This window comes from Xenorhabdus japonica (assembly GCF_900115195.1).
In the GTDB taxonomy this organism is placed as follows: Bacteria; Pseudomonadota; Gammaproteobacteria; order Enterobacterales; family Enterobacteriaceae; genus Xenorhabdus; species Xenorhabdus japonica.
The window spans coordinates 1-20047 of the sequence record NZ_FOVO01000050.1 but is presented as its reverse complement, the minus strand read 5'-3'; the positions used below and the strand labels follow the sequence as shown (position 1 = coordinate 20047).

The 20047-nt window shown below is 42.2% G+C and carries 21 protein-coding genes; 11 read left to right on the top strand and 10 right to left on the bottom strand.

Translation table 11 applies throughout. From position 1 onward, the window contains the following. Positions 1-182 precede the first annotated feature (182 nt). Positions 183-1046 (bottom strand): YicC/YloC family endoribonuclease, encoded by an 864-nt coding sequence (locus BM135_RS14955; protein WP_092521072.1) that lies wholly within the window; start codon positions 1044-1046, stop codon positions 183-185. Between the two features lie 125 nt (positions 1047-1171). Between BM135_RS14955 and rph the strand changes: the two genes are divergently transcribed. Both rph and pyrE read left to right on the top strand, forming a co-directional pair. Continuing rightward, positions 1172-1915: a ribonuclease PH gene (rph, locus tag BM135_RS14950; RefSeq protein ID WP_092521070.1), complete on the top strand. Its 744-nt coding sequence runs from the start codon at positions 1172-1174 to the stop codon at positions 1913-1915. A gap of 82 nt (positions 1916-1997) precedes the next feature. Continuing rightward, positions 1998-2639 (top strand): orotate phosphoribosyltransferase, encoded by a 642-nt coding sequence (gene pyrE, locus BM135_RS14945; RefSeq protein WP_092521068.1) that lies wholly within the window; start codon positions 1998-2000, stop codon positions 2637-2639. A 260-nt stretch (positions 2640-2899) separates the two neighbouring features. Here pyrE and slmA read toward each other — a convergent pair whose 3' ends face one another. From slmA to coaBC, 3 genes are all read right to left on the bottom strand, one after another. Further along, a complete protein-coding gene (gene slmA, locus BM135_RS14940) occupies positions 2900-3499 on the bottom strand; it encodes a nucleoid occlusion factor SlmA (protein ID WP_092521066.1) in 600 nt (199 codons plus the stop codon). A 188-nt stretch (positions 3500-3687) separates the two neighbouring features. Next, positions 3688-4146 carry a dUTP diphosphatase gene (gene dut, locus BM135_RS14935; RefSeq protein ID WP_092521064.1) on the bottom strand — a complete coding sequence of 153 codons (459 nt, stop codon included), beginning with the start codon at positions 4144-4146 and terminating at the stop codon, positions 3688-3690. Next, on the bottom strand, positions 4124-5368 hold the full coding sequence (gene coaBC, locus BM135_RS14930; RefSeq protein ID WP_092521053.1) for a bifunctional phosphopantothenoylcysteine decarboxylase/phosphopantothenate--cysteine ligase CoaBC: 1245 nt from the start codon (positions 5366-5368) through the stop codon (positions 4124-4126). The genes dut and coaBC overlap by 23 nt, the downstream gene beginning before the upstream one ends. Positions 5369-5665: 297 nt before the next feature. On the opposite strand from coaBC, the gene radC reads away from it, so the two are divergent. The 8 genes from radC (at position 5666) to mutM (ending at position 12784) form a co-directional block, all read left to right on the top strand. Further along, positions 5666-6358 carry a RadC family protein gene (gene radC, locus BM135_RS14925; protein ID WP_092521051.1) on the top strand — a complete coding sequence of 231 codons (693 nt, stop codon included), beginning with the start codon at positions 5666-5668 and terminating at the stop codon, positions 6356-6358. Positions 6359-6633: 275 nt separating this feature from the next. Continuing rightward, complete coding sequence (gene rpmB / locus BM135_RS14915; RefSeq protein WP_038239873.1) at positions 6634-6870, top strand: 50S ribosomal protein L28; 237 nt, start codon at positions 6634-6636, stop codon at positions 6868-6870. Positions 6871-6881: 11 nt separating this feature from the next. Beyond that, positions 6882-7049 carry a 50S ribosomal protein L33 gene (gene rpmG, locus BM135_RS14910; protein ID WP_010847629.1) on the top strand — a complete coding sequence of 56 codons (168 nt, stop codon included), beginning with the start codon at positions 6882-6884 and terminating at the stop codon, positions 7047-7049. A gap of 153 nt (positions 7050-7202) precedes the next feature. Continuing rightward, positions 7203-8321, top strand: coding sequence for a glycosyltransferase family 4 protein (locus BM135_RS14905; RefSeq protein WP_092521049.1), 1119 nt, complete (start codon positions 7203-7205; stop codon positions 8319-8321). Between the two features lie 205 nt (positions 8322-8526). Continuing rightward, a complete protein-coding gene (locus BM135_RS14900) occupies positions 8527-9516 on the top strand; it encodes a glycosyltransferase family 9 protein (protein ID WP_092521084.1) in 990 nt (329 codons plus the stop codon). 16 nt (positions 9517-9532) lie between these two features. After that, positions 9533-10654, top strand: a complete 1122-nt coding sequence (locus tag BM135_RS14895) for a glycosyltransferase family 4 protein (RefSeq protein ID WP_092521074.1) — start codon at positions 9533-9535, stop codon at positions 10652-10654. Then, positions 10635-11813, top strand: coding sequence for a glycosyltransferase family 4 protein (locus tag BM135_RS14890; RefSeq protein WP_092521046.1), 1179 nt, complete (start codon positions 10635-10637; stop codon positions 11811-11813). Before BM135_RS14895 ends, BM135_RS14890 begins: the two co-directional genes overlap by 20 nt. A 137-nt stretch (positions 11814-11950) precedes the next feature. Further along, a complete protein-coding gene (gene mutM / locus BM135_RS14885; protein ID WP_092521044.1) occupies positions 11951-12784 on the top strand; it encodes a bifunctional DNA-formamidopyrimidine glycosylase/DNA-(apurinic or apyrimidinic site) lyase in 834 nt (277 codons plus the stop codon). 44 nt (positions 12785-12828) lie between these two features. Here the strand turns inward: mutM and coaD are convergent, their stop codons facing one another. From coaD to rfaQ, 6 genes are all read right to left on the bottom strand, one after another. Next, positions 12829-13311 (bottom strand): pantetheine-phosphate adenylyltransferase, encoded by a 483-nt coding sequence (gene coaD / locus BM135_RS14880; protein WP_092521041.1) that lies wholly within the window; start codon positions 13309-13311, stop codon positions 12829-12831. After that, on the bottom strand, positions 13277-14086 hold the full coding sequence (locus tag BM135_RS14875; protein ID WP_092521038.1) for a glycosyltransferase family 2 protein: 810 nt from the start codon (positions 14084-14086) through the stop codon (positions 13277-13279). Before BM135_RS14875 ends, coaD begins: the two co-directional genes overlap by 35 nt. Next, on the bottom strand, positions 14086-15363 hold the full coding sequence (waaA, locus tag BM135_RS14870; protein WP_092521036.1) for a lipid IV(A) 3-deoxy-D-manno-octulosonic acid transferase: 1278 nt from the start codon (positions 15361-15363) through the stop codon (positions 14086-14088). Before waaA ends, BM135_RS14875 begins: the two co-directional genes overlap by 1 nt. A 104-nt stretch (positions 15364-15467) precedes the next feature. Continuing rightward, positions 15468-16571: a glycosyltransferase gene (locus tag BM135_RS14865; RefSeq protein ID WP_092521034.1), complete on the bottom strand. Its 1104-nt coding sequence runs from the start codon at positions 16569-16571 to the stop codon at positions 15468-15470. After that, entirely contained in the window at positions 16568-17698 is a 1131-nt protein-coding gene (locus tag BM135_RS14860; protein ID WP_092521031.1) for a glycosyltransferase family 4 protein, read from the bottom strand. The genes BM135_RS14865 and BM135_RS14860 overlap by 4 nt, the downstream gene beginning before the upstream one ends. Then, complete coding sequence (gene rfaQ, locus BM135_RS14855; RefSeq protein ID WP_092521028.1) at positions 17695-18765, bottom strand: putative lipopolysaccharide heptosyltransferase III; 1071 nt, start codon at positions 18763-18765, stop codon at positions 17695-17697. Before rfaQ ends, BM135_RS14860 begins: the two co-directional genes overlap by 4 nt. A gap of 202 nt (positions 18766-18967) precedes the next feature. On the opposite strand from rfaQ, the gene BM135_RS14850 reads away from it, so the two are divergent. After that, positions 18968-19921 carry a polysaccharide deacetylase family protein gene (locus tag BM135_RS14850; RefSeq protein WP_092521026.1) on the top strand — a complete coding sequence of 318 codons (954 nt, stop codon included), beginning with the start codon at positions 18968-18970 and terminating at the stop codon, positions 19919-19921. The last annotated feature ends 126 nt before the right edge of the window (positions 19922-20047 follow it).

Sequence of the window (20047 nt, the reverse complement as noted above, 5' to 3'; positions counted from 1 at the left end):
AAAGACTATGGGAAGGCTGGTTCCTGCTACAAACGCTTATTGATGGGTATTTACTGGCTAAATCGGTTGATGTGGAGATGTGACTAAGAGACAGGCCTAGCAGGGGGTTTTTTATATACAAAAAAGCCAGATATAACAATATATATCTGGCTTTATGATTTTCTCTGAAATGCTATGAAACGTTACTCAATATTTTGAATCTGCTCGCACATTTGTTCAATCAGCACTTTCAACTCAATTGCAGAATTCGTTACATCCGCATTAATTGATTTTGAAGCCAATGTATTTGATTCGCGGTTAAATTCCTGCATCATAAAATCCAATCGGCGACCGACGGCTTCTTTTTTCTTCAGGATATTACGTGTCTCTTTGACATGGGCATCCAGACGATCCAATTCTTCTGCCACATCAATACGCTGAGCCAATAAAAGAAGTTCCTGCTCCAGACGATTATTCTCCAACTGAATTTGGGCTTCTTCCAGCTTAGTCTGTAAGCGTTCTCGCTGCCATTGCAGGATTGCTGGCATTTGTTGACGAACTTTAACCACTTCCACAGTTACTGCATCCAAACGCTGTTCAATCAGTGCCTTGAGCGCTTGCCCTTCAGTCTCACGGCTCTGGATAAAGGCATCCAGTGCCAGATCCAATTCCGCCAGCAATTGTGTGCTGATGGCATCCAAATCCTGGTCTTCGGCAGACATCACGCCCGGCCAGCGTAAGATATCCATCGGATTAATTTCGCCTTCACTGCTTTGTTGTTTAACCCAACTTGCTGCTTCAACCAGTTGTTTTGCCAACTGTTCATTCAGAAGCAAGGAGCTTTGGGCACGGGTATCCAGCTCAAAGCGCAGGTTACATTCCACTTTGCCGCGCGTCAGGCGGGAACGAATGCGTTCACGGATGACAGGCTCAAGGCTTCTGAATTGCTCTGGCAGGCGAATATAGGTTTCCAGGTAACGCTGATTGACAGAACGCAGCTCCCATGCTGCATTTCCCCAATCTCCCTTGATATCTCGCCGAGCAAAAGCAGTCATACTACGGATCATAATTCGTTCCCAATTTATAAAATGATGGGCGGATTATAACGCCCCATATAGATGCAGGATAGGCATTCGCCGCTTTAGGCCGTATAATGCGCCCCCAATAATGTATTAACAACGGAGATCACATTATGAGCTTAGTAGGAAAGCGTCCAGCAGGAAGAACAGCGGCGCAGATGCGTCCTATTAAAATGACCCGTCATTACACCAAACACGCAGAAGGATCTGTTTTGGTGGAATTTGGGGATACCAAAGTGTTATGTAATGCCTCCGTTGACGAAGGAATTCCACGTTTTCTGAAAGGTCAGGGGCAGGGTTGGATCACTGCTGAATATGGCATGTTGCCACGGGCAACCAATAGCCGTAATGCGCGTGAAGCTGCCAAAGGCAAGCAAACGGGTCGTACGATGGAAATCCAGCGCCTGATTGCACGTTCATTGCGTGCCGCCGTTGATTTGAAAAAGCTGGGGGAATTTACCATTACGCTGGATTGTGATGTGATTCAAGCGGATGGCGGTACCCGTACCGCAGCCATTTCAGGTGCTTGTGTGGCATTGGTTGATGCCCTGAATAAGTTGGTTGCAGATGGCAAACTGAAAGCAAGTCCGCTGAAAGCGATGGTTGCGGCAGTGTCTGTTGGAATCGTTGAGGGTGAAGGACGTTGTGATCTGGAGTACGTTGAAGACTCTGCGGCTGAAACTGACATGAATATCGTCATGATGGATGACGGCAGAATGATTGAAGTGCAGGGCACGGCAGAAGGTGAACCCTTCAGTCATGATGAGCTGCTCTCACTGCTCTCATTGGCAAAAGAGGGATTGGATACTATTTTCGAAGCGCAGCGAGATGCGTTAGAACAAGATCCATTAAAATAATAGAAGCAGGCGACTGAAGAGTCGCCTTTTTTATGTCTGCAATATAGTAATGAATGAAAAGAATCAAAGAGGAGAAACTCCAATGAAAGCCTATCAGCGCGAATTTATTGAGCTGGCACTGAAAAAACAGGTGCTGAAATTTGGCGAATTTACGCTGAAATCTGGTCGCAAAAGCCCGTACTTTTTCAATGCGGGTCTGTTTAATACCGGACGTGACTTGGCGTTGATTGGTCGTTTCTATGCGGCAGCGCTTTTGGATAGCGGAATTAAGTGTGATTTGCTGTTTGGGCCGGCTTACAAGGGGATTCCGATTGCGACAACTACCGCAGTGGCACTGGCTGACCATCATAATATTGATATGCCTTATTGCTTTAATCGCAAGGAAGCCAAAGATCATGGTGAAGGTGGATCGCTGGTTGGTAGCCCACTGCAAGGTAATATCGTGGTCGTGGATGATGTTATTACAGCAGGTACGGCGATTCGTGAATCAATGGAAATCATTAAGCAGCACGGAGAAACTCTATCTGGGGTGATTTTGTGTCTGGATCGTCAGGAACGTGGACGTGAAACACTTTCTGCTATTCAAGAAGTTGAACGTGACTACGATTGCCAAGTTTTCTCCATTATTACTTTGAATGATTTGGTGAGCTATTTGCGTGAAAATCCAGAGATGCAACCTCATCTGGAAGCTGTGGAAGCTTATCGCAAAGAATACGGTATTTGATGGTCAGTAAACGTTGCTAGTTGGTAACGAACGATAGGCTGATAAAAAAAATCCCTCGCCCAAGGGTGGGCGGGGTGAGTAGTAGAAATGGCATCCACATACTGGTAAGTATTGCGATAAGGATGCCATTATTGAGCCACTTAATAGTGAACTCAATGAGTTGGAACATGCTAACACAATTTAATAGAAAATAATTTAATAAAAATCCGCACGTTATCATTCTCTATATGCAAGGCGCGAATTTACGATGCCGTGATAGCTTATTGCAGCTGGGTCAATATCAATGGCCAGCGTATTTCAAATTCAGTTGTCGGGCGATAGCGAAATTCAGAGCGAACAAAACGGGAGAGCATCCCTTCACAAAACGCCAGTAACTGTGATGCCAACACAGTCTCGTCATAATTGAATCCCTGTCCATCACGGATTTTTTTCTCTTTTAAAATTTGACGAAGTTGCATTTCAATTCGCTCAAATAGCTGGTTGATGCGATTTTGTAATCTGTCTTGTTCGAACATGAGAGCATGACCGGTCATGATACGGGTTAGTCCCGGATTTTTTTCCGCAAAACCTAAAAGAAGAACGAGGATTAACCGAATGCGCGTGATAGTGTCCTTTTCATCTTGCAGGATCAGATTGATACGTGAAATTAAGGAATCTTCAATAAACTCAATCAAGCTGTCAAACATCCGGGTTTTGCTCGGAAAATGACGGTAAAGAGCTGCTTCAGAAACGCCAACATTTGCGGCGAGTTTTGCAGTAGTAATGCGCTGACTGCCATCACTGGATTCCAGCATGTGCGCTAGTGCCTGCAAGATTTCCTCGCGTCTATTTTTCTTTTTTGCACATTCTTTTTCTGCCATGTCTGATAAGACCCCTGCTAAAACGCAAAACAAATCGAGCTACTTTTTTCCCCAACGTTACTGACAAAAACAATGTTTTTGTCAGTCTCTATGTTAGGCGAGAACATGTTAGGCAAAAACATTGTGGTCAAAAATATTGTGGTCAAAAAATATGAAAATCGGTTGACGGTATCAGGCTTTATGGAAAATTATTGACGACCGGAATGACCAAAACCACCGCTACCGCGCTGGCTCGTCGCAAAATCTTCAACTAAATTAAATTCAGCTTGTACTACGGGCACAAAAACCATTTGGGCGATGCGCTCACCAGGTTCGATGATGAAAGTTTTATCACCACGGTTCCAAACAGAAACCATTAATTGTCCTTGGTAATCTGAGTCGATAAGCCCCACCAAATTACCCAAAACAACGCCATGTTTGTGACCCAGGCCAGAACGAGGCAGGATGACGGCAGCCAATTGTTCATCGGCAATATGAATAGCAATCCCGGTTGGCAGAAGTTCAGTTTGGCCGGGAGCCAATTCTACAGCATTATTAAGACAAGCACGTAAATCTAAACCCGCAGAGCCAGGTGTAGCATAAGTCGGTAAGGGAAATTCTTGCCCGATGCGGGAATCAAGGATTTTAACGTCGATTTTTTTCATCATAGCGTTTGAGTATCTCGTCTAATAAGCGGTGGCTGAGTTGTAATTTACCACTGTGGGGTAAATGGACACTGTCATCATGCCAGAATAGATGTAATGCATTAGTATCGCTGTTGAAACCATGTCCGGCCAGAGATACATCATTCGCGCAAATCAAGTCCAGATTCTTCTGCTTGAGTTTTCCGCGGGCGTATTCTTCCACATTCTGGGTTTCGGCTGCAAATCCAACGACAAATGGACGAGCTTTTTCCATTGCGGCAACGCTCGCTACAATGTCAGGATTTTTCACGAGTGTAAATGTGATTTCATCACCCTGTTTTTTGATTTTCTCTGTCGAAATTTGCTTGAAACGGTAGTCAGACACGGCAGCACAACCAATAAAGATATTCTGTGAGGCTGCTGTAGCTTGAACTTGTTCATGCATTTCCAACGCACTACTGACATCAATGCGTTTAATGCCTTGTGGGGTCGGTAAGTTAACGGGGCCCGTGATTAATGTCACCTCAGCGCCACGTTCTGCTGCTGCCTGTGCAATAGAAAATCCCATTTTGCCGGAGCTGTGATTGCTGATGAAACGGACGGGATCCAAGGCCTCACGGGTTGGCCCTGCGGTAATTGTGATACGTAGACCAGAAAAATCTGGTTCGGTGCTGAAATGTTGTGTTGCCCGTTCGACAATTGCCATGGGCTCCAACATTCTTCCGGGCCCAACATCACCACATGCCTGACTGCCTTCATCTGGACCCCAAATCAATACATTACGCTCTTTAAGTACCTTCAGGTTATGTTGGGTCGCTTGTGCACGGTACATTTGTTGGTTCATTGCAGGTGCAACAGCAATAGGTGCAGCGGAAGCCAGACAGATTGTGGTGACTAAATCATTTGCCATGCCTGCGGTTAAGCGAGCCAATAGATCAGCGGTGGCGGGCGCGAGAATGATTAAATCAGCCCACTTTGCTAATTCGATATGTCCCATGGCAGCTTCTGCCGCAGGATCTAGAAGATCATCAGAAACGAGATGACCAGATACCGCTTGTAAGGTCAGTGGAGTGATGAAAGCTTGTGCTGCTGCGGTCATGACAACGCGTATCTGAGCACCGCGTTCACGCAAACGGCGCACGAGTTCGACAGTTTTATAAGCTGCGATCCCTCCGCTGATTCCGAGGACAATACGCTTGCCAGAAAGCTGATTATCAGAAAATTGTGTGCCGGAAAATCCTGTCATTTTGATTGTCCAGATGTAAGTTTCAATTCCTTAATATTCTACCATAAGAAAATATTGAGTTGAGAATAGCCCCTATTTAGACAGTCAAAAATGACAAATTTGCGAAGCGCTACGCAAGCCATGCAAGTCGGGCTGGCGATGATTTTTTCATCATGGGATAGTAACTGTTATAGGATAGTAACTGTCATAGAATAGTTACTGCGTGATTCAGGATAACGGATGAGTAAATATTGATTGATGGTTCCTATCGTCATGGGTAGATAATCGGACAAAGGATATTGAAGGGGGAAGAGTGTTATGGATTTCACGATAATGGAAAGAGGTAATGAATTGCATTTAAATCTTCTTCCCCGGGAAAAATTACTGGCTTATGGGGCGGTTTCCCTAACTGATGCAGAGTTATTGGCTATCTTTTTGCGCACGGGAACCAGAGGTGTTCCTGTCGTGCAAATGGCAGAGAATCTGCTGAAATCATTTGGCTCGCTTTATCATCTCTTGTCCGCTGATTACGCTGATTTTTGTGCACATAAGGGTATGGGGCAATGCAAGTATGTGCAATTGCAGGCGGTATCTGAGTTGGCAAAACGATTTTTCTCCAGTCAGTTTATCCACGAAGATATCATGAGCAGCCCCACGATGACTCAGAATTACTTGCAGGATTTATTGTCTTGGCAAGATCGGGAAGTATTTGTAGTGCTGTTTTTGACAAATCAAAATAAAGTCATCTGCCATGATGAAATGTTTAAAGGAACGATAAACAAGGTTGAAGTTCATCCGCGGGAAATTGTGAAACAGGCGGTTAAAGTGAATGCTGCCTCAATTATTCTTGCTCATAATCATCCTTCAGGTAATCCAGAGCCTAGTCTGGCTGATAAATTGGTGACAGAAAAAATTATTGAGGCTTGTGATTTGGTGGGGGTTAAGGTTTTGGATCATATTGTTATTGGCAAGCAATATTGTGTCTCATTTATGGAAAGAGGTTGGATTTAGTACGGTTTTTTCGCGATACGATCAGATCTTAGTTGTTCGGGACTTGAGCATCAGCGAATGAGGGCGTATACTACGCCACCTTTGAGGATCTTGGGTTTGGCGAGAAGAGCCTATCTCAGTATATTTTTTACTGAGAAAATGTGTGTCTTTTCAGTGACGTTCTTTTCGGTAACGTTCTTTTCAGTAAGAAAGTTTGCTGAGATGGGCTCCTAAGCCTGACGAGGCGGTCACACCCAATACAAAGCTCGAGCTGATTTGATTTTTGGAGAATAGACATGTCCCGAGTCTGCCAAGTTACTGGCAAGCGCCCGGTGAGTGGTAACAACCGCTCCCACGCATTAAATGCGACTAAGCGTCGTTTTCTGCCTAACCTGCACTCTCACCGTTTCTGGGTTGAGTCTGAGAAACGCTTTGTAACTCTGCGTGTATCTGCTAAAGGTATGCGTGTGATTGACAAAAAGGGTATCGACACAGTTCTGGCTGAACTGCGTGCCCGTGGTGAGAAGTACTAAGGAGCTGAAAAATGGCTAAAGGTATTCGCGATAAAATCAAGCTGGTTTCTTCTGCTGGTACAGGTCACTTCTATACCACTACGAAGAACAAGCGTACTATGCCTGAAAAACTGGAAATGAAAAAATTCGATCCAGTTGTTCGTCAGCATGTTATGTACAAAGAAGCTAAAATTAAATAATTTTAGCGGATTATAAAAAGCCCAGCATTATACTGGGTTTTTTTATGTCTGTAGATCGCATCACGGTAGTTCAAATCGGGTTATGTATGGACGTCATACTCTGTTCAGCTATACTAGCGCTTTTTTAATATAAAACCGTCAGGCGTGGCTTTAATGGCTAGAAAGACCTTGAATATCTTACATACAGAATCATCGTGTGGCTGGGGAGGGCAGGAGATTCGTATCCTGACGGAATCTCAGGGCATGATACAACGTGGACACCATGTGGTTATCGTATGTTGTCCAACTTCAACTTTGTACCGTGAAGCCCATCATTATGGTGTGTCTGTTGTTGCTCTCCCAATTGAAAAAAAACGTCTTCCCTGTTTTCGGGCAATGCGGCGTTGGCTAAAGACAGAAGGGCGTCAATTTGATGTGATCAATACCCATAGTTCTACTGATTCTTGGTTAGTGGCTGCGGCATGCACTACATTAAAAAATATGCCGCCGATAGTTCGAACCCGTCATGTCTCGACTCATGTTTCAAGATCCATTGCGACTCGTTGGCTGTATTTGCATGCTGGTCAGCATATTGTGACAACAGGGGAAAAACTGCGCCAGTATCTGCATGTACATAATGATTACCCCCTTTCTCACATGACTTCTGTACCGACAGGGATCGACTTGTCGCGTTTTCACCCTGAAAACAAGTCGTTAAATCGTCAGCGTATTGGCATCAAAGACAAGCCAACGCTGGGTATTGTTGCCACAATGAGAACATGGAAAGGACATCGTTATCTGCTTGATAGCTGGAAGATTCTTCATCAACGTTACCCTGATTGGCAATTGCTGTTTGTGGGTGATGGACCCCAGAGAAAGAATTTAGAACCACAGGTTCAGCGGGAAGGGCTGACAGAAAGTGTCATTTTTCTTGGTAATCGTCAGGATGTCCCTGATTGCTTAAACGCAATGGATATCTTTGCCCTACCCTCGTTTGGTAATGAAGGTGTCCCTCAAAGCATCATGCAGGCAATGGCATGTGGATTGCCTGTTGTATCTACGTCAGTGGGAGCAATTACAGAAGCCGTGATTGATGGAGATACGGGATATATTATCGAACCTAAAAATGTCGAACAATTAACAGAAAAATTAGATTTATTAATGCATGATGCAGGGCTGAGTTTACAAATGGGAGAAGCTTCACTGAAACGGGCGACTCACTTATTTGGTATGGATAATATGTTAGACAAAATGGAGTCTATTTTTTATCGCAGTATAGAAAGCAAGCAATGATATTTTGTTTATTTTTTGTTTATATTGTTTTTATTAATATTGATGGAATAATCGCTATTTTTTGTTTAACCATTTGAAATGAAATTTATCTCATTTTATTTTTTGTGCCTATAGTGTTTTTTAACAGCAAATAGAACATTGAATAACTTTGCTGTATAGTGCCTTAAGTACCAATCCTTGGATTGATAATTTAATATTCATTATTATGCAACCCCAAAAAATTTTAATCATCAATATTGCCCGTTTTGGCGATACACTGTTGGTAACTCCGGTCATTCGTGCTCTGAAAGAAAAGTGGCCGGAAGCAAATATTGATATATTTGTGCATAAAAAAACAAAAGAAATCCTTGAAAATATCGATTCAATTAATGAGTTGAAAGCTTTCTCAAAAGGTAAAGCTAAATGGTGTGGCTGGCTTTCTCGTCAGCAGTATGATTTGGCATTGGTATATGGTCACGATAAGTCCCTATTGCAGTACGCCAAACGCGTGGCAAATTTGACTGTTTATTTTGCGGATGTTTCTGATGAAAAATCAAATGAGTATGCTGTTGCAAAGCCTGACGAACTTATGCCTGCGCAACAGGAAAGAGCATTGCTAGTTAATGCTCTTGGGGTTGAAGTCAGTAATTGGCGTTTGCAATATTGTGTAAGCCCGTGTGAAGAGGCATACGCCAGCAATTTTATTCATCAGCAAAGGATTGAACAGCAATTAAGAATTGGTTTTCAGTTACAGAGTTTTCCAGCAAAAGCCTATCGTGATTGGCCTGTAGAACACTTTTACGAATTAGCCCAACGTATTTATCGTGATTATCCGCATGCACATATTTTGCTGTTAGGTAGTAAAGATGGCGAAGACAGCGCACGGATGCTGGTTGAAAAATTGGGTACAAACAGATGTTCATCGTTGGCTGGTAAGACTACGATGCGGCAGAATGCGGCAATCATGAGCCAACTTAATCTGTATGTGGGCGTTGATACAGGAACGACTCATCTGGCTGGAGCATTGGGAATACCAATGGTTGCTTTGTATCACAGTTTTCACCCTGGACGTTTTCTTGCACCTCAACAACATCCGAAATTAGTAGTAATTGAACATCCTATAGATTATAGACAGTCCTCTCGTCACGATACAATGTCAGCGATATCCGTAGATCAAGTCTGGCATTCTGTTCAAAATTTGCTGGAAAATGAATGAAAGGATAATGAACAAAATGAAGATAGGATTTATCGATGTTACCGTTACTATGTCCTACGGTGGTATTCAAACCGCAGTCTGGGAGTTAGCCAAAGCGTTGACAGATGCAGGGCATGAGGTCCATATTTTCGGTGGTAGTGGTGATGTTCGGCCTGCATTGGGTGGAAGAAATATCCATGTTCATACCTTCCCTTTTATTCCTAGAGAGCGCGTGCTTAACATCGGGCGTCGCTTTCAACGCATTGTAGAACGTTACTCTTTCGCTCGCCATGCCCGTGAAACTGTTATTGCTGAAAATCTTGATTGGGTGATTTTGACGAAACCTTTTGATTTTTTCTGGCCCAGAATGATACCTAAAACATCCCATACCCGGTTTTGCTATATGAGTGGTGGAACCAGTTTTTTTAAAGGGGATCGGTTATTAGGTAAGAAAATATCTGCATGGGTTGCGTGTAGCCATTTTAATGCCTGGCAGATTCAGCACCACTTCAAGCAATTTCCGAGCGTTATTTATAATGGAGTGGATATCGATAAATTTAAGCCTGCTGACTCTGATGTCCGAACTCGATTAGGTATCGATGAAAAAACGTTCTTGTTAACGTTTGCGGGTAGACTGGTTGGCTGGAAAGGCATGAAAGTGGCTATTGACGCAATGGCTTTGCTACGGGACAAAAATGTAAAATTATTGATTATTGGTGCCGGTGAAGAGTTGAAATCGCTTGAAAAGCGAGTCTCTGCTCTACAGTTGCAAAAATCTGTTATTTTTCATCCTCCAGTTGGTCATGATCAATTACCTGCATTTTATGCAGCGGGAGATGCTGGTATTTTTCCTAGTATTGGCGATGAAGCGTTCGGTATTACTATTGCAGAATCGATGGCATGTGGGCGTCCTGTAATTGCCAGTTATATTGGTGGAATACCGGAAGTGGTTGGCAATGAGGGGAGTGCCGGTATTCTGGTCACTCCGGGAGATACTGCGGCTATTGCTGATGCGGTAAATCATCTTTTGTCTTTGCCGGATAGAGGAGAAGGTATGGGTAAATCTGCTCGTCAGAGGATTGAATCAATGTACACTTGGGAACATTCTGCTAGCCGTTTATTGAACGCGACAAAAAATAATGAAAATTGCGTATATTGATCCTTATCCTGTGCCTGATTATCGGGTTGCATCCCTACAAATTTTGCAGAATGTAGATGCTTTTGCCCGACAGGGACATCGTGTCTATCTGATTACCCCAAAAGGCCAAAGCCAAGTTGAAGATATTCTTGGTAGGCCGTTACCGCCTTCTGTGGACTTAATTGCTCTGCACAATATACGTAGAAAATGGTATTTCCCATTAAATACTCAGAAACTGTTTTATTTGCAGGTTTCTCGATGGCTTAAAGAACATCAGGTTGATGCTCTTTTTACCCGCAATCTCAAAATGGCTAATTACCTGTTGCACAATCATCCAGATATTCCCCATTTCTTTGAAAGCCATGAAGTATTTTCTCAGTCATTTAAAGAGTCCCATGATTTACTCAACAGTAAAAACCAACGTAAATATCATAAATTAAGAGAAATGGAACAGCAGGTTTATGATAGTTCTAAGGCTATCTTTGCCCTGACTTCGTTATTACGAGAAGATATTTATAAGCAATATAGTGTTACAACACCGATTGTTGTGGCACCCGATGGCGTTGATATGCTGGCGGTTGAATTAGCTAAGCAAACTCTTTCCAATAGTGATCTCAAAAGTACGCTTCCTAAAAAAGTGCTTTATTTGGGGAGCTTGCATCGTTGGAAAGGCATCCCAACGATAATGAAAGCCATGTCTTACCTGGATAGCATTGAGCTGAATATTGCGGGTGGTACAACTGAGCAGATTGAACGATTGCAGCGAACAGCTGAACAGATGGGTGTGAGTGACAAAGTCAATTTCCTTGGTTTTATTCAGCCCAGAAACCGCTTTCAGGTTATTGCTGATAGTGATATTTGTGTTCTGCCCCTGACGAAAACTAGCATTGGCAGTCGTTATACTTCTCCTCTTAAACTTTTTGAATATATGGCCATAGGCAAGCCTGTGGTTATTTCTGATTTCCCTTCTATTCGCGATGCTGTTGATGAAAATGCGGTAAATTTTGCTGATAGTGAAAATGCAGAGAGTTTTGCTGAACAGATACAATGGCTGATTAATCATCCCGACGAAATGATGGCGAAAGCTGATTATTCGCAACAACTGGTAATAGAGCGTTTTAACTGGGATCAGCGTGCGAAGTTAATTATGACAGTGATATCGGAAAAGTTGTCTCAGTGAGTATTTCTCCGGTGATCCAAATCAAATCTGGCTGCAAATGATACATGAAAACGGTATTGTAATCTGCTCAGATACGATGTCCTCAGATGCAACGTCCTGAGATACCATGTCGTAGATAACTTATTTAAGGAGTCGGTATGCCGGAGCTACCAGAGGTGGAAACCAGTCGCAGGGGGATTGAACCTCATCTGGTTGGGAATGTGATCCAATATGCAGAAGTCAGAAATTCACGTTTGCGCTGGCCTGTTTCCGATCAAATCATGGCGCTGTCAGACAGGCCAGTTCTGAGTGTCCAGCGACGGGCAAAATACTTATTGCTTGAGTTGCCGGAGGGTTGGATTATTATCCATCTGGGTATGTCCGGCAGTTTACGTATCTTGCTGGATGAACAGCCTCCAGCGAAGCATGATCATGTTGATTTGATTATGGCTGATGGCAAAACTCTCCGGTATACCGATCCCCGACGTTTTGGTGCGTGGTTGTGGAGTGATAATCTTAATGAGTGCTCTGTACTGGCTCATTTAGGCCCTGAGCCTCTTTCTGACCAGTTTGATGGCGAATACTTTTACACGCTTTCCCGCAACAAAAAAACGGCTATCAAACCTTGGTTGATGGATAATAAAGTTGTTGTTGGTGTTGGGAATATCTATGCCAACGAAGCGCTGTTTGTTGCTCGTATCTTACCTGAACGTCCGGCGAATTCGTTGACACAGCAAGAGGCCCATCTATTAGTCGATATAATCAAACAGATCTTACGTCGTTCCATTGAACAAGGTGGAACGACGCTGAAGGATTTTCTGCAATCTGATGGCAAACCGGGATATTTTGCTCAGGAGTTGTTTGTCTATGGCAAGAAAGGCGAGCTTTGCCCACGATGTAGTGCGAAAAATGGTGAGAAAAGTGGTGCGAAAATCGAAAGTGTAAAATTGGGGCAACGCAGTACATTTTTCTGCCGTCAATGTCAGCATTAGGCATATATGTGGGGGCAGAAGATAATAGCCCCCACATAATAGTACTATTTACCTAATTTCTTTAGCATTGCCTTTGTAACTGGCTCTGACAGGAAGGATGAAATATCACCATCATGGCGTGCAACATCCTTGATTAAGGATGATGAGACGAAGGACAGAGTTTGAGACGGTAATAAAAAGACACTTTCTAGCTCTGGCATAAAATGCCGATTCATATTGGCAAGTTGCCATTCATATTCAAAATCGGAAACAGAACGTACTCCACGGATTAAGATATTAGCCTGCTGCTTTTTGGCAAAATTAACCATCAGTTCGCTAAACCCAACAACATCGACATTTTCCAGATGGGCTGTGACTTCTTTTGCCAACGCAACACGTTCTTCCAAATTGAACATGGGATTTTTTCTATCACTATTGGCGATCGCCAATAAAACATGGTCAAACATATTTGCGGCACGAGTAACGATATCAAGATGGCCGTAAGTGATGGGATCAAAAGTGCCGGGATAAATCGCTTTTCTTTTCATCGTTGTTTTTACTCTTTGTTTGAGTCATTTCCCAAAGTGCAGCGTATTTATTGAATGTATATTGAGCATTCACAATCGCTAACACTAGCCCTTGCTTGCCATCCAAAAAACCTGCTCTTAATAGCCAAGTTTTGAAAAATGCTCCCAGCGTATGGCTGATTATAGAAAAATAACGGGTTTTTTTGCCTTGTTCGTAGCGATGTTTTGCCCAATCTCTCGCGTAATTCAATTGTTTTTGCTGGAACTCCATCAGGTTACGGCAGGTCAAGTGACGCAAATCACCTCTTAACGTCACAATAGATGCGCCTTGAGTATCAAGGGATTCATGAACCTGATTGTCATTGTATTGATAACGTTCACGGCAATAAAGACGAATAACTTTATCGGGATACCAGCCACTGTGTTTCATGAATTGCCCCATAAACAGATTGAGGCGCGCACAGCTATAGACTTTATTATCGTCAGGATTGGCTAGGACTTGTTCAATGGATGCTTTTAGTTCTGGAGTCACCCGTTCATCGCTATCAATCATAAAAATATAATCACCGCTGGCGTAGGATTGAGCGAGCTGTCGTTGACGGCCGAAGCCTGACCATTCGGTATTCGAGTAGACTTTTGCACCCATCTCGCTGGCTATTTGGCAAGTTGTGTCGGTACTGCCGGAATCCAAGACGATGATCTCATCTGCCCAATTCACAGAAAGCAGGCAATCTGTAATCAAATCAGCGGCATTTTTGGTGATCATGACAACAGACAGACGTTTTTTTGCAATCATTAATGGCTCCTTGGAGGGAGATAAGGTTCCAATAATTTTAGCAAGCGTTGAAGAGCGCCTTGGTTTTCATGCAGGACTTCCGCAGCGTGGTGACCGTAATAGCGTCGGTAATCTTTGTCGGTCAGCAAGCTGTTGATAGCTGAGCTTAATGATTGGCTATCGGTAACAGTAATTAGCCCATCCGCTTTATCGAGCTTGGCACAGATATCTTTAAAATTGAATGTATGTGGACCCATGATAACCGGAATGGCATGGGCTGCCGCTTCCAGTGGGTTATGTCCCCCACGTTCTGTCAGGCTACCCCCGACAAAAGCCAGATCAGCGATACCGTACAGGAGCATCAATTCGCCCATCGTATCTCCAATAACGACTTGTATATTGGTGTCAGGAATAGTATCGGCACTACGTAAGACTGCGTTCAGCCCGGCTTTTTGGGTCAACTCAGCGGCTTTACCAAAACGCTCAGGATGGCGGGGAACCAGAATTAACAGTAAATCAGGGAATTGCTCAAGCAGTTTGCAATGAGCATCTAGAATAATCGTTTCTTCCCCGTCATGGGTACTGGTTGCTATCCATACAGGGCGATGAGGTGCCCATTGGCGACGCAATGTGACAGCTTTGGCGGCGAGTTCTGGTGTAACAGAGATATCGAACTTAAGGCTACCAGTAACAGAAAGTTGGGAACGTCTTAATCCCAATTCGATAAAGCGTTCACCATCTTCCTGATTTTGTGCGGCTATCAATGTGATCTTATTTAGAATGGTTTTAATGAAGTTGCCAATTTTCTGATATCCTGCCGCAGAGCGGGCTGATAGCCTTGCGTTGGCGATAACCAGCGGAATTTCCCGCTGGTGTAGCTGAGTGATCAGATTCGGCCATAGCTCGGTTTCCATAATGATCACTAACTTTGGATTTACGTGATCAAGAAAACGGCTCATTGAACCTGGCAGGTCATAGGGAAGGTATACGTGGTTAACATCATTGCCCAGAGCAGAAAGAACTCTTTCAGACCCTGTCGGTGTCATGGTCGTTATAGTAATGGGCAAAAAAGGATAATGGTGCCGTAAGATCCGCACTAGCGGAATGGCAGCCAATGTCTCTCCAACAGAAACGGAATGCAGTAATATCCCACCTTGGGTGACCTTTTTGGCACAGAAGCCGTAGCGTTCTCCCCAGCGTTTGCGGTACGCAGGGGATTTTCGACTGCGCAACAGCAGACGTAACCAAATAATTGGTTGGATAAGGTAGAGAAGTACCTGATATAAGCGAAGCAACATTCTATCAAATTCACTGACATAGATTGCGGTTATAGTACCACATTGGCTTGAAGAAAGTGTGTAAAATGCAGGCCCCTTTAAACCATAGTTTGGTATTCTATATATTATTTTTCTATTAATTCAATATATTGCTTCTGTATATTGCTTGCCTCAAATTTTTTATACAGCTCATCTGTAATTTGTGGAGGTATATTGTAAGCAAGTCGAATTTTTTCTGCCAAAGAATCAGCATCGAGACTAGACAGATAGTTTTTTAATTGGCCTGTCATTATTTCTCTAACGCCACCAGGGCAATCAGTACTGACGATAGGTGTGTGGCAAATTAATGCTTCGATTAAGACTGTCGGTAATCCCTCACTGTCTGAACTTATGACAACAGCTTTTGCCCCATTGATAATGGGGTGTGGATTAGACTGAAAACCAGCCAAAATGACTTTATCATCTAACTCGTACTCATGGATTTTTACTTTAAGACAAGCTTCTATTTCTTTGGAGCCTTGCCCTACGATGATGAGTTTGCACGGGAGATTTGCCTTTGCAAAAGCATCTATTAACCGGTCTTGGCGTTTTACTTGATGTAAGCGTCCGACATGAAGAATGTAATTTAATCCATGATAAGAGTTAGTTTCTGAGGCCTGTGCTTTTATTTTTTCAAAATCAAAGGGATTGTAGATGGTTTTGATCTGTTTGGGTTTTATTCCAATATTGCTTAACAGATCATTACTAACGGCGTCGGAGACGCAGATAATCTTTTTATTTTCATAAACTTTTTTTATCTTTTCTTTTTTTATCCAATAAGAAAAACCACTTTTATTACTCAAGTATGATTGGGAATAAATTCCGTGAATACAATGCCATACGTTGCAGTTGTTCAGAATTTTGGATTTAACTACGATTCGGTCAGTTTTATGTAGATTAGATATAACAAGTGTAGGTTTGCCTTTTTGTTGGAAAAGCTTAAATAATACTTTATCCATCGCTTTAGCTCTGCGACTTATTTCATTGAGTTTTCTTAATGGCCCCCGATAGTCATCTAAACTGACTATGTAATGAATATCTTCTGGGATGGTGTAATCCAATTGAGTATTGAGTGAAAGTAATGAAACTTGGTAGTTTGATTTACTCAAACTAGCCGCAAGACGAAGAGTAACATTTTCAGCTCCTCCTCCGGGCAATCCATCGATAATAAAAAGAATATGCTCTTTCACTGTGTTAAAACTCGCTGATAAAGATCGATTAATTGTTTAGATAAATTTTCTGGAGTTGCAGCGATTATTTGGTTTCTGGCAGCAATAGACATATCTGTTCCGAATATATTATCAGGAATGCTATGAACAGCATCCTTTAATTTTTCAATATCTAATGCATCACAGATAAAACCATTTTTCCCTTCGGTGATGAATTCAGCTCCCCCACATGTCGTGCTAGTAATAACGGGCAAACCGCATGCCATAGCCTCAAGGATCACATTGGGAAATGGATCATATAGTGTCGGTAAGAGCAAAGCATCAGACAGTTGATAAAAAGGCAATGCATTTTTTTGTAATCCCATGAAACGGATGCGATGAGTACACCCTAAAGAATTCGCAAGCGACTGATATTTATTTTGTTCTTTGTCTTTGCCAATAACTAATAGATAGCTATCTGTTTTCGCGACAGCTTTAATTGCCGCAGATAATCCCTTTCGCTCAAAACCGGAACCAACATAAATCAAGCATCTTGCCGTAGCGGGGATTTGATATTGTTGCCTAAGCTGTAGACGAGATTGTTCATCAGCAGGAAAAAATTTTGTGTTATCAATTGAGTTGTATATAACGGCGATTTTATCTTCGGCTACACCAAATTCTTTGATAATTTCCTTTTTTACCATTTCAGCGTTGCAGATCACTTTTTTTAAAGCGGGATTTGCATACATTTCTGCCTCAGCATTCATGACATAGCGGTGATACCGATCATTCAACAGCCATCGTGCTTTCCATGTTGGTAAGATGCGGGCTCGTTGATGTAACCAGCGTTTATGAACGCCATCTCCGGCACGATAAATGTCACAGCCAGCAATACGCTCATGGCTTTGAACTAAATCAAATTGTTCTTTTTGCCATAATTTCCGTGCTGATGTGGCAAAACCTCTTTCACGGCTGATTCTTCCATATTTAATAGGATCGCATAGGTGAATGCGCCAATTTGGGTTGCTCACACCTTGCCAGGAACGTGTAATGACATTAAGTTCAAGTTGTTGGTGCTCTAATGCTTCCAGAGCCCTTGAAATAAAACGTTCAGCACCTCCATCTGGGCGATACTTTTGACGGACAATAGCTAAACGTAATGGTTTCATGAAATATATTTCCTTGCTGCTGAAATGACGACATCTGTAGGTATCAGATCTAAGTAGCGTTCGTTTGTATGAGTTTTTATGTCATCCGGGTGTGGAATATTGCCATAATCGCCAGCCCAAATCACCTCACCAACAGACTGCCAGGGTTTCCAAAATGTCAGTTTGGAGGGGCCGAATAATGCAATGCAGGGGGTTTCCAGAGCGGCGGCCATATGCATTGGTACTGAATCTACGCCAATAAATAATTTAGCATGATCAATCAAAGCGGCAAGTGTGGGTAATGTCAATTTTCCTGCTAGAGAAAGGATGTTCTTTCCGTTATCAGGACAGAGTGACAAGATGGTGGTTACCATCTCTAATTCCTTTTGGTCTGGCCCAGAAGTAATGATAATGCAATGTCCATCTTTTTGTAGCGCAGTAATTAATTCCGCCATTTTTTTCTCATCCCAACACTTAAAGAACCATCGGGATGTAGGTTGAATAACGATGTATCTTTCTGAATATTGATACTCAGAAAGTTTTTTCTTGATCCACTGTAAATCATTATCGCTATAACTCATTGTCACTTTTGTGATAATTGAATTAAATTGCAATGGTTTTAGGATGGAAAGATTTTGTTCTACGGTATGTAATGAATCATGATCATCTGTTGGTATAACTTCAGTATGACAAAAACGCCATTTCCAATTTTGTCGTTTAGGGAAGCTGAGCGCCAAGCGAATAGATGCACCAGTAAAACGGGAAATAAATGCACTTCTCCACTGGTCGGCAAGGTTGACCACTAAATCATAGTGTTGCTGTCTTAATGTTTTGAGCAGAACCCACTCATGCAATAATTTCTTTCTTGTACCTAGTTGTTTCCACTTGCGGTCTATGGAAAAAATACGGGAAATCTCTGCTGAATTTTCCAACATAGGTGCAGTTTCTTGATAAAGGAGTACATCAATTTCTGCATCTGGATAGTGGTGAATTAGTGTGCTTATTACTGGTGTTGTCAGCAACATATCTCCATGGTGTTGTAATTTAATCACCAGAATGCGCTTGATTTTATTGTTTATTGGAGTCATTTGTTGAGTTCTTTAGTATATCAAGGTCATAAGATGATCTTAATGTAAAAATCATAGAGTGGCATCTTTAAGTATATTAACCAAGAGTAATATGGGATGACGTTTATTCTCAATCAGATAGCCTGAGATTCTCTAATTGCGTTATGTGTTTGCTATGCGTACCATTGAAATAACTATTATTATCACATTTTGGTGCATATCAATGTCATTACCCGCTTTTATTATCACGATCGACACTGAAGGTGATGATCTATGGCAAAATAATGGTCAGATCTCAACAAAAAACACGTATTATCTACCAAGATTTCAGAACCTATGTGAACGCTTTGGATTTAAACCTGTTTGGCTCACTAACTACGAAATGGCGATGGATGATAGCTACATCGAATTTGCTAAGGATGTGATTGCCAGAAACATTGGTGAGATTGGTATGCATTTGCATGCCTGGAATAATCCTCCAATTGTCCCTCTGACTGATGATGATATGCATCACAAGCCTTATTTGATTGAATATCCGAAAGATCAAATTAAAGCGAAAATTGATTTGATGACAAATCTTCTTGAAGAAAAGCTCCAGACTAAGATGCTAAGTCATCGTGCTGGGCGTTGGGCATTTAACGAATATTATGCTCAGTTATTGGTAGAATATGGCTATCAGGTAGATTGTTCTGTAACCCCAAAAGTTAATTGGAACTTTACTAAGGGTAATCCTAATGGGAATGGCGGAACAGATTATAGCGATTTTCCTGATTATGCTTATTTTATGGATATGCAGGATATTTCTAAAGAAGGCGATTCTCCATTATTGCAAGTGCCGATGAGTATTCAGTATAAACATTCACCGTTTATGAATTTTATTAAGCAAAAATATGATCACTTGCGGGGAAAACAGCGTTCTCCATCGGTTAATTGGTTGCGACCAAAAGGCGGTAATTTGGAGCGGATGAAGACTGTTGTTCAGCAAACTTTAGCAAGTGGCAGTGATTATGTTGAGTTTATGCTGCATTCATCTGAATTTATGCCAGGTGGAAGTCCAACTTTCTATAATGAAGAACAGATCGAATTGCTTTATCGGGATTTGGAAGGGTTGTTTGAGTTTTTGAAGCCATTGGTGCAGGGAATGACGTTAGCAGAATACTATTTAATTAAATCATAGTCATTAATAATTGAGATATTTTTAAATATCTCTTGGATTCACATATTAAGCGCAACACCGTAATGAACGAAGTAAATGAGTGGGTATTCCTTTAAATAACTCATTCGGTGTTTTGTAATCTCGTGT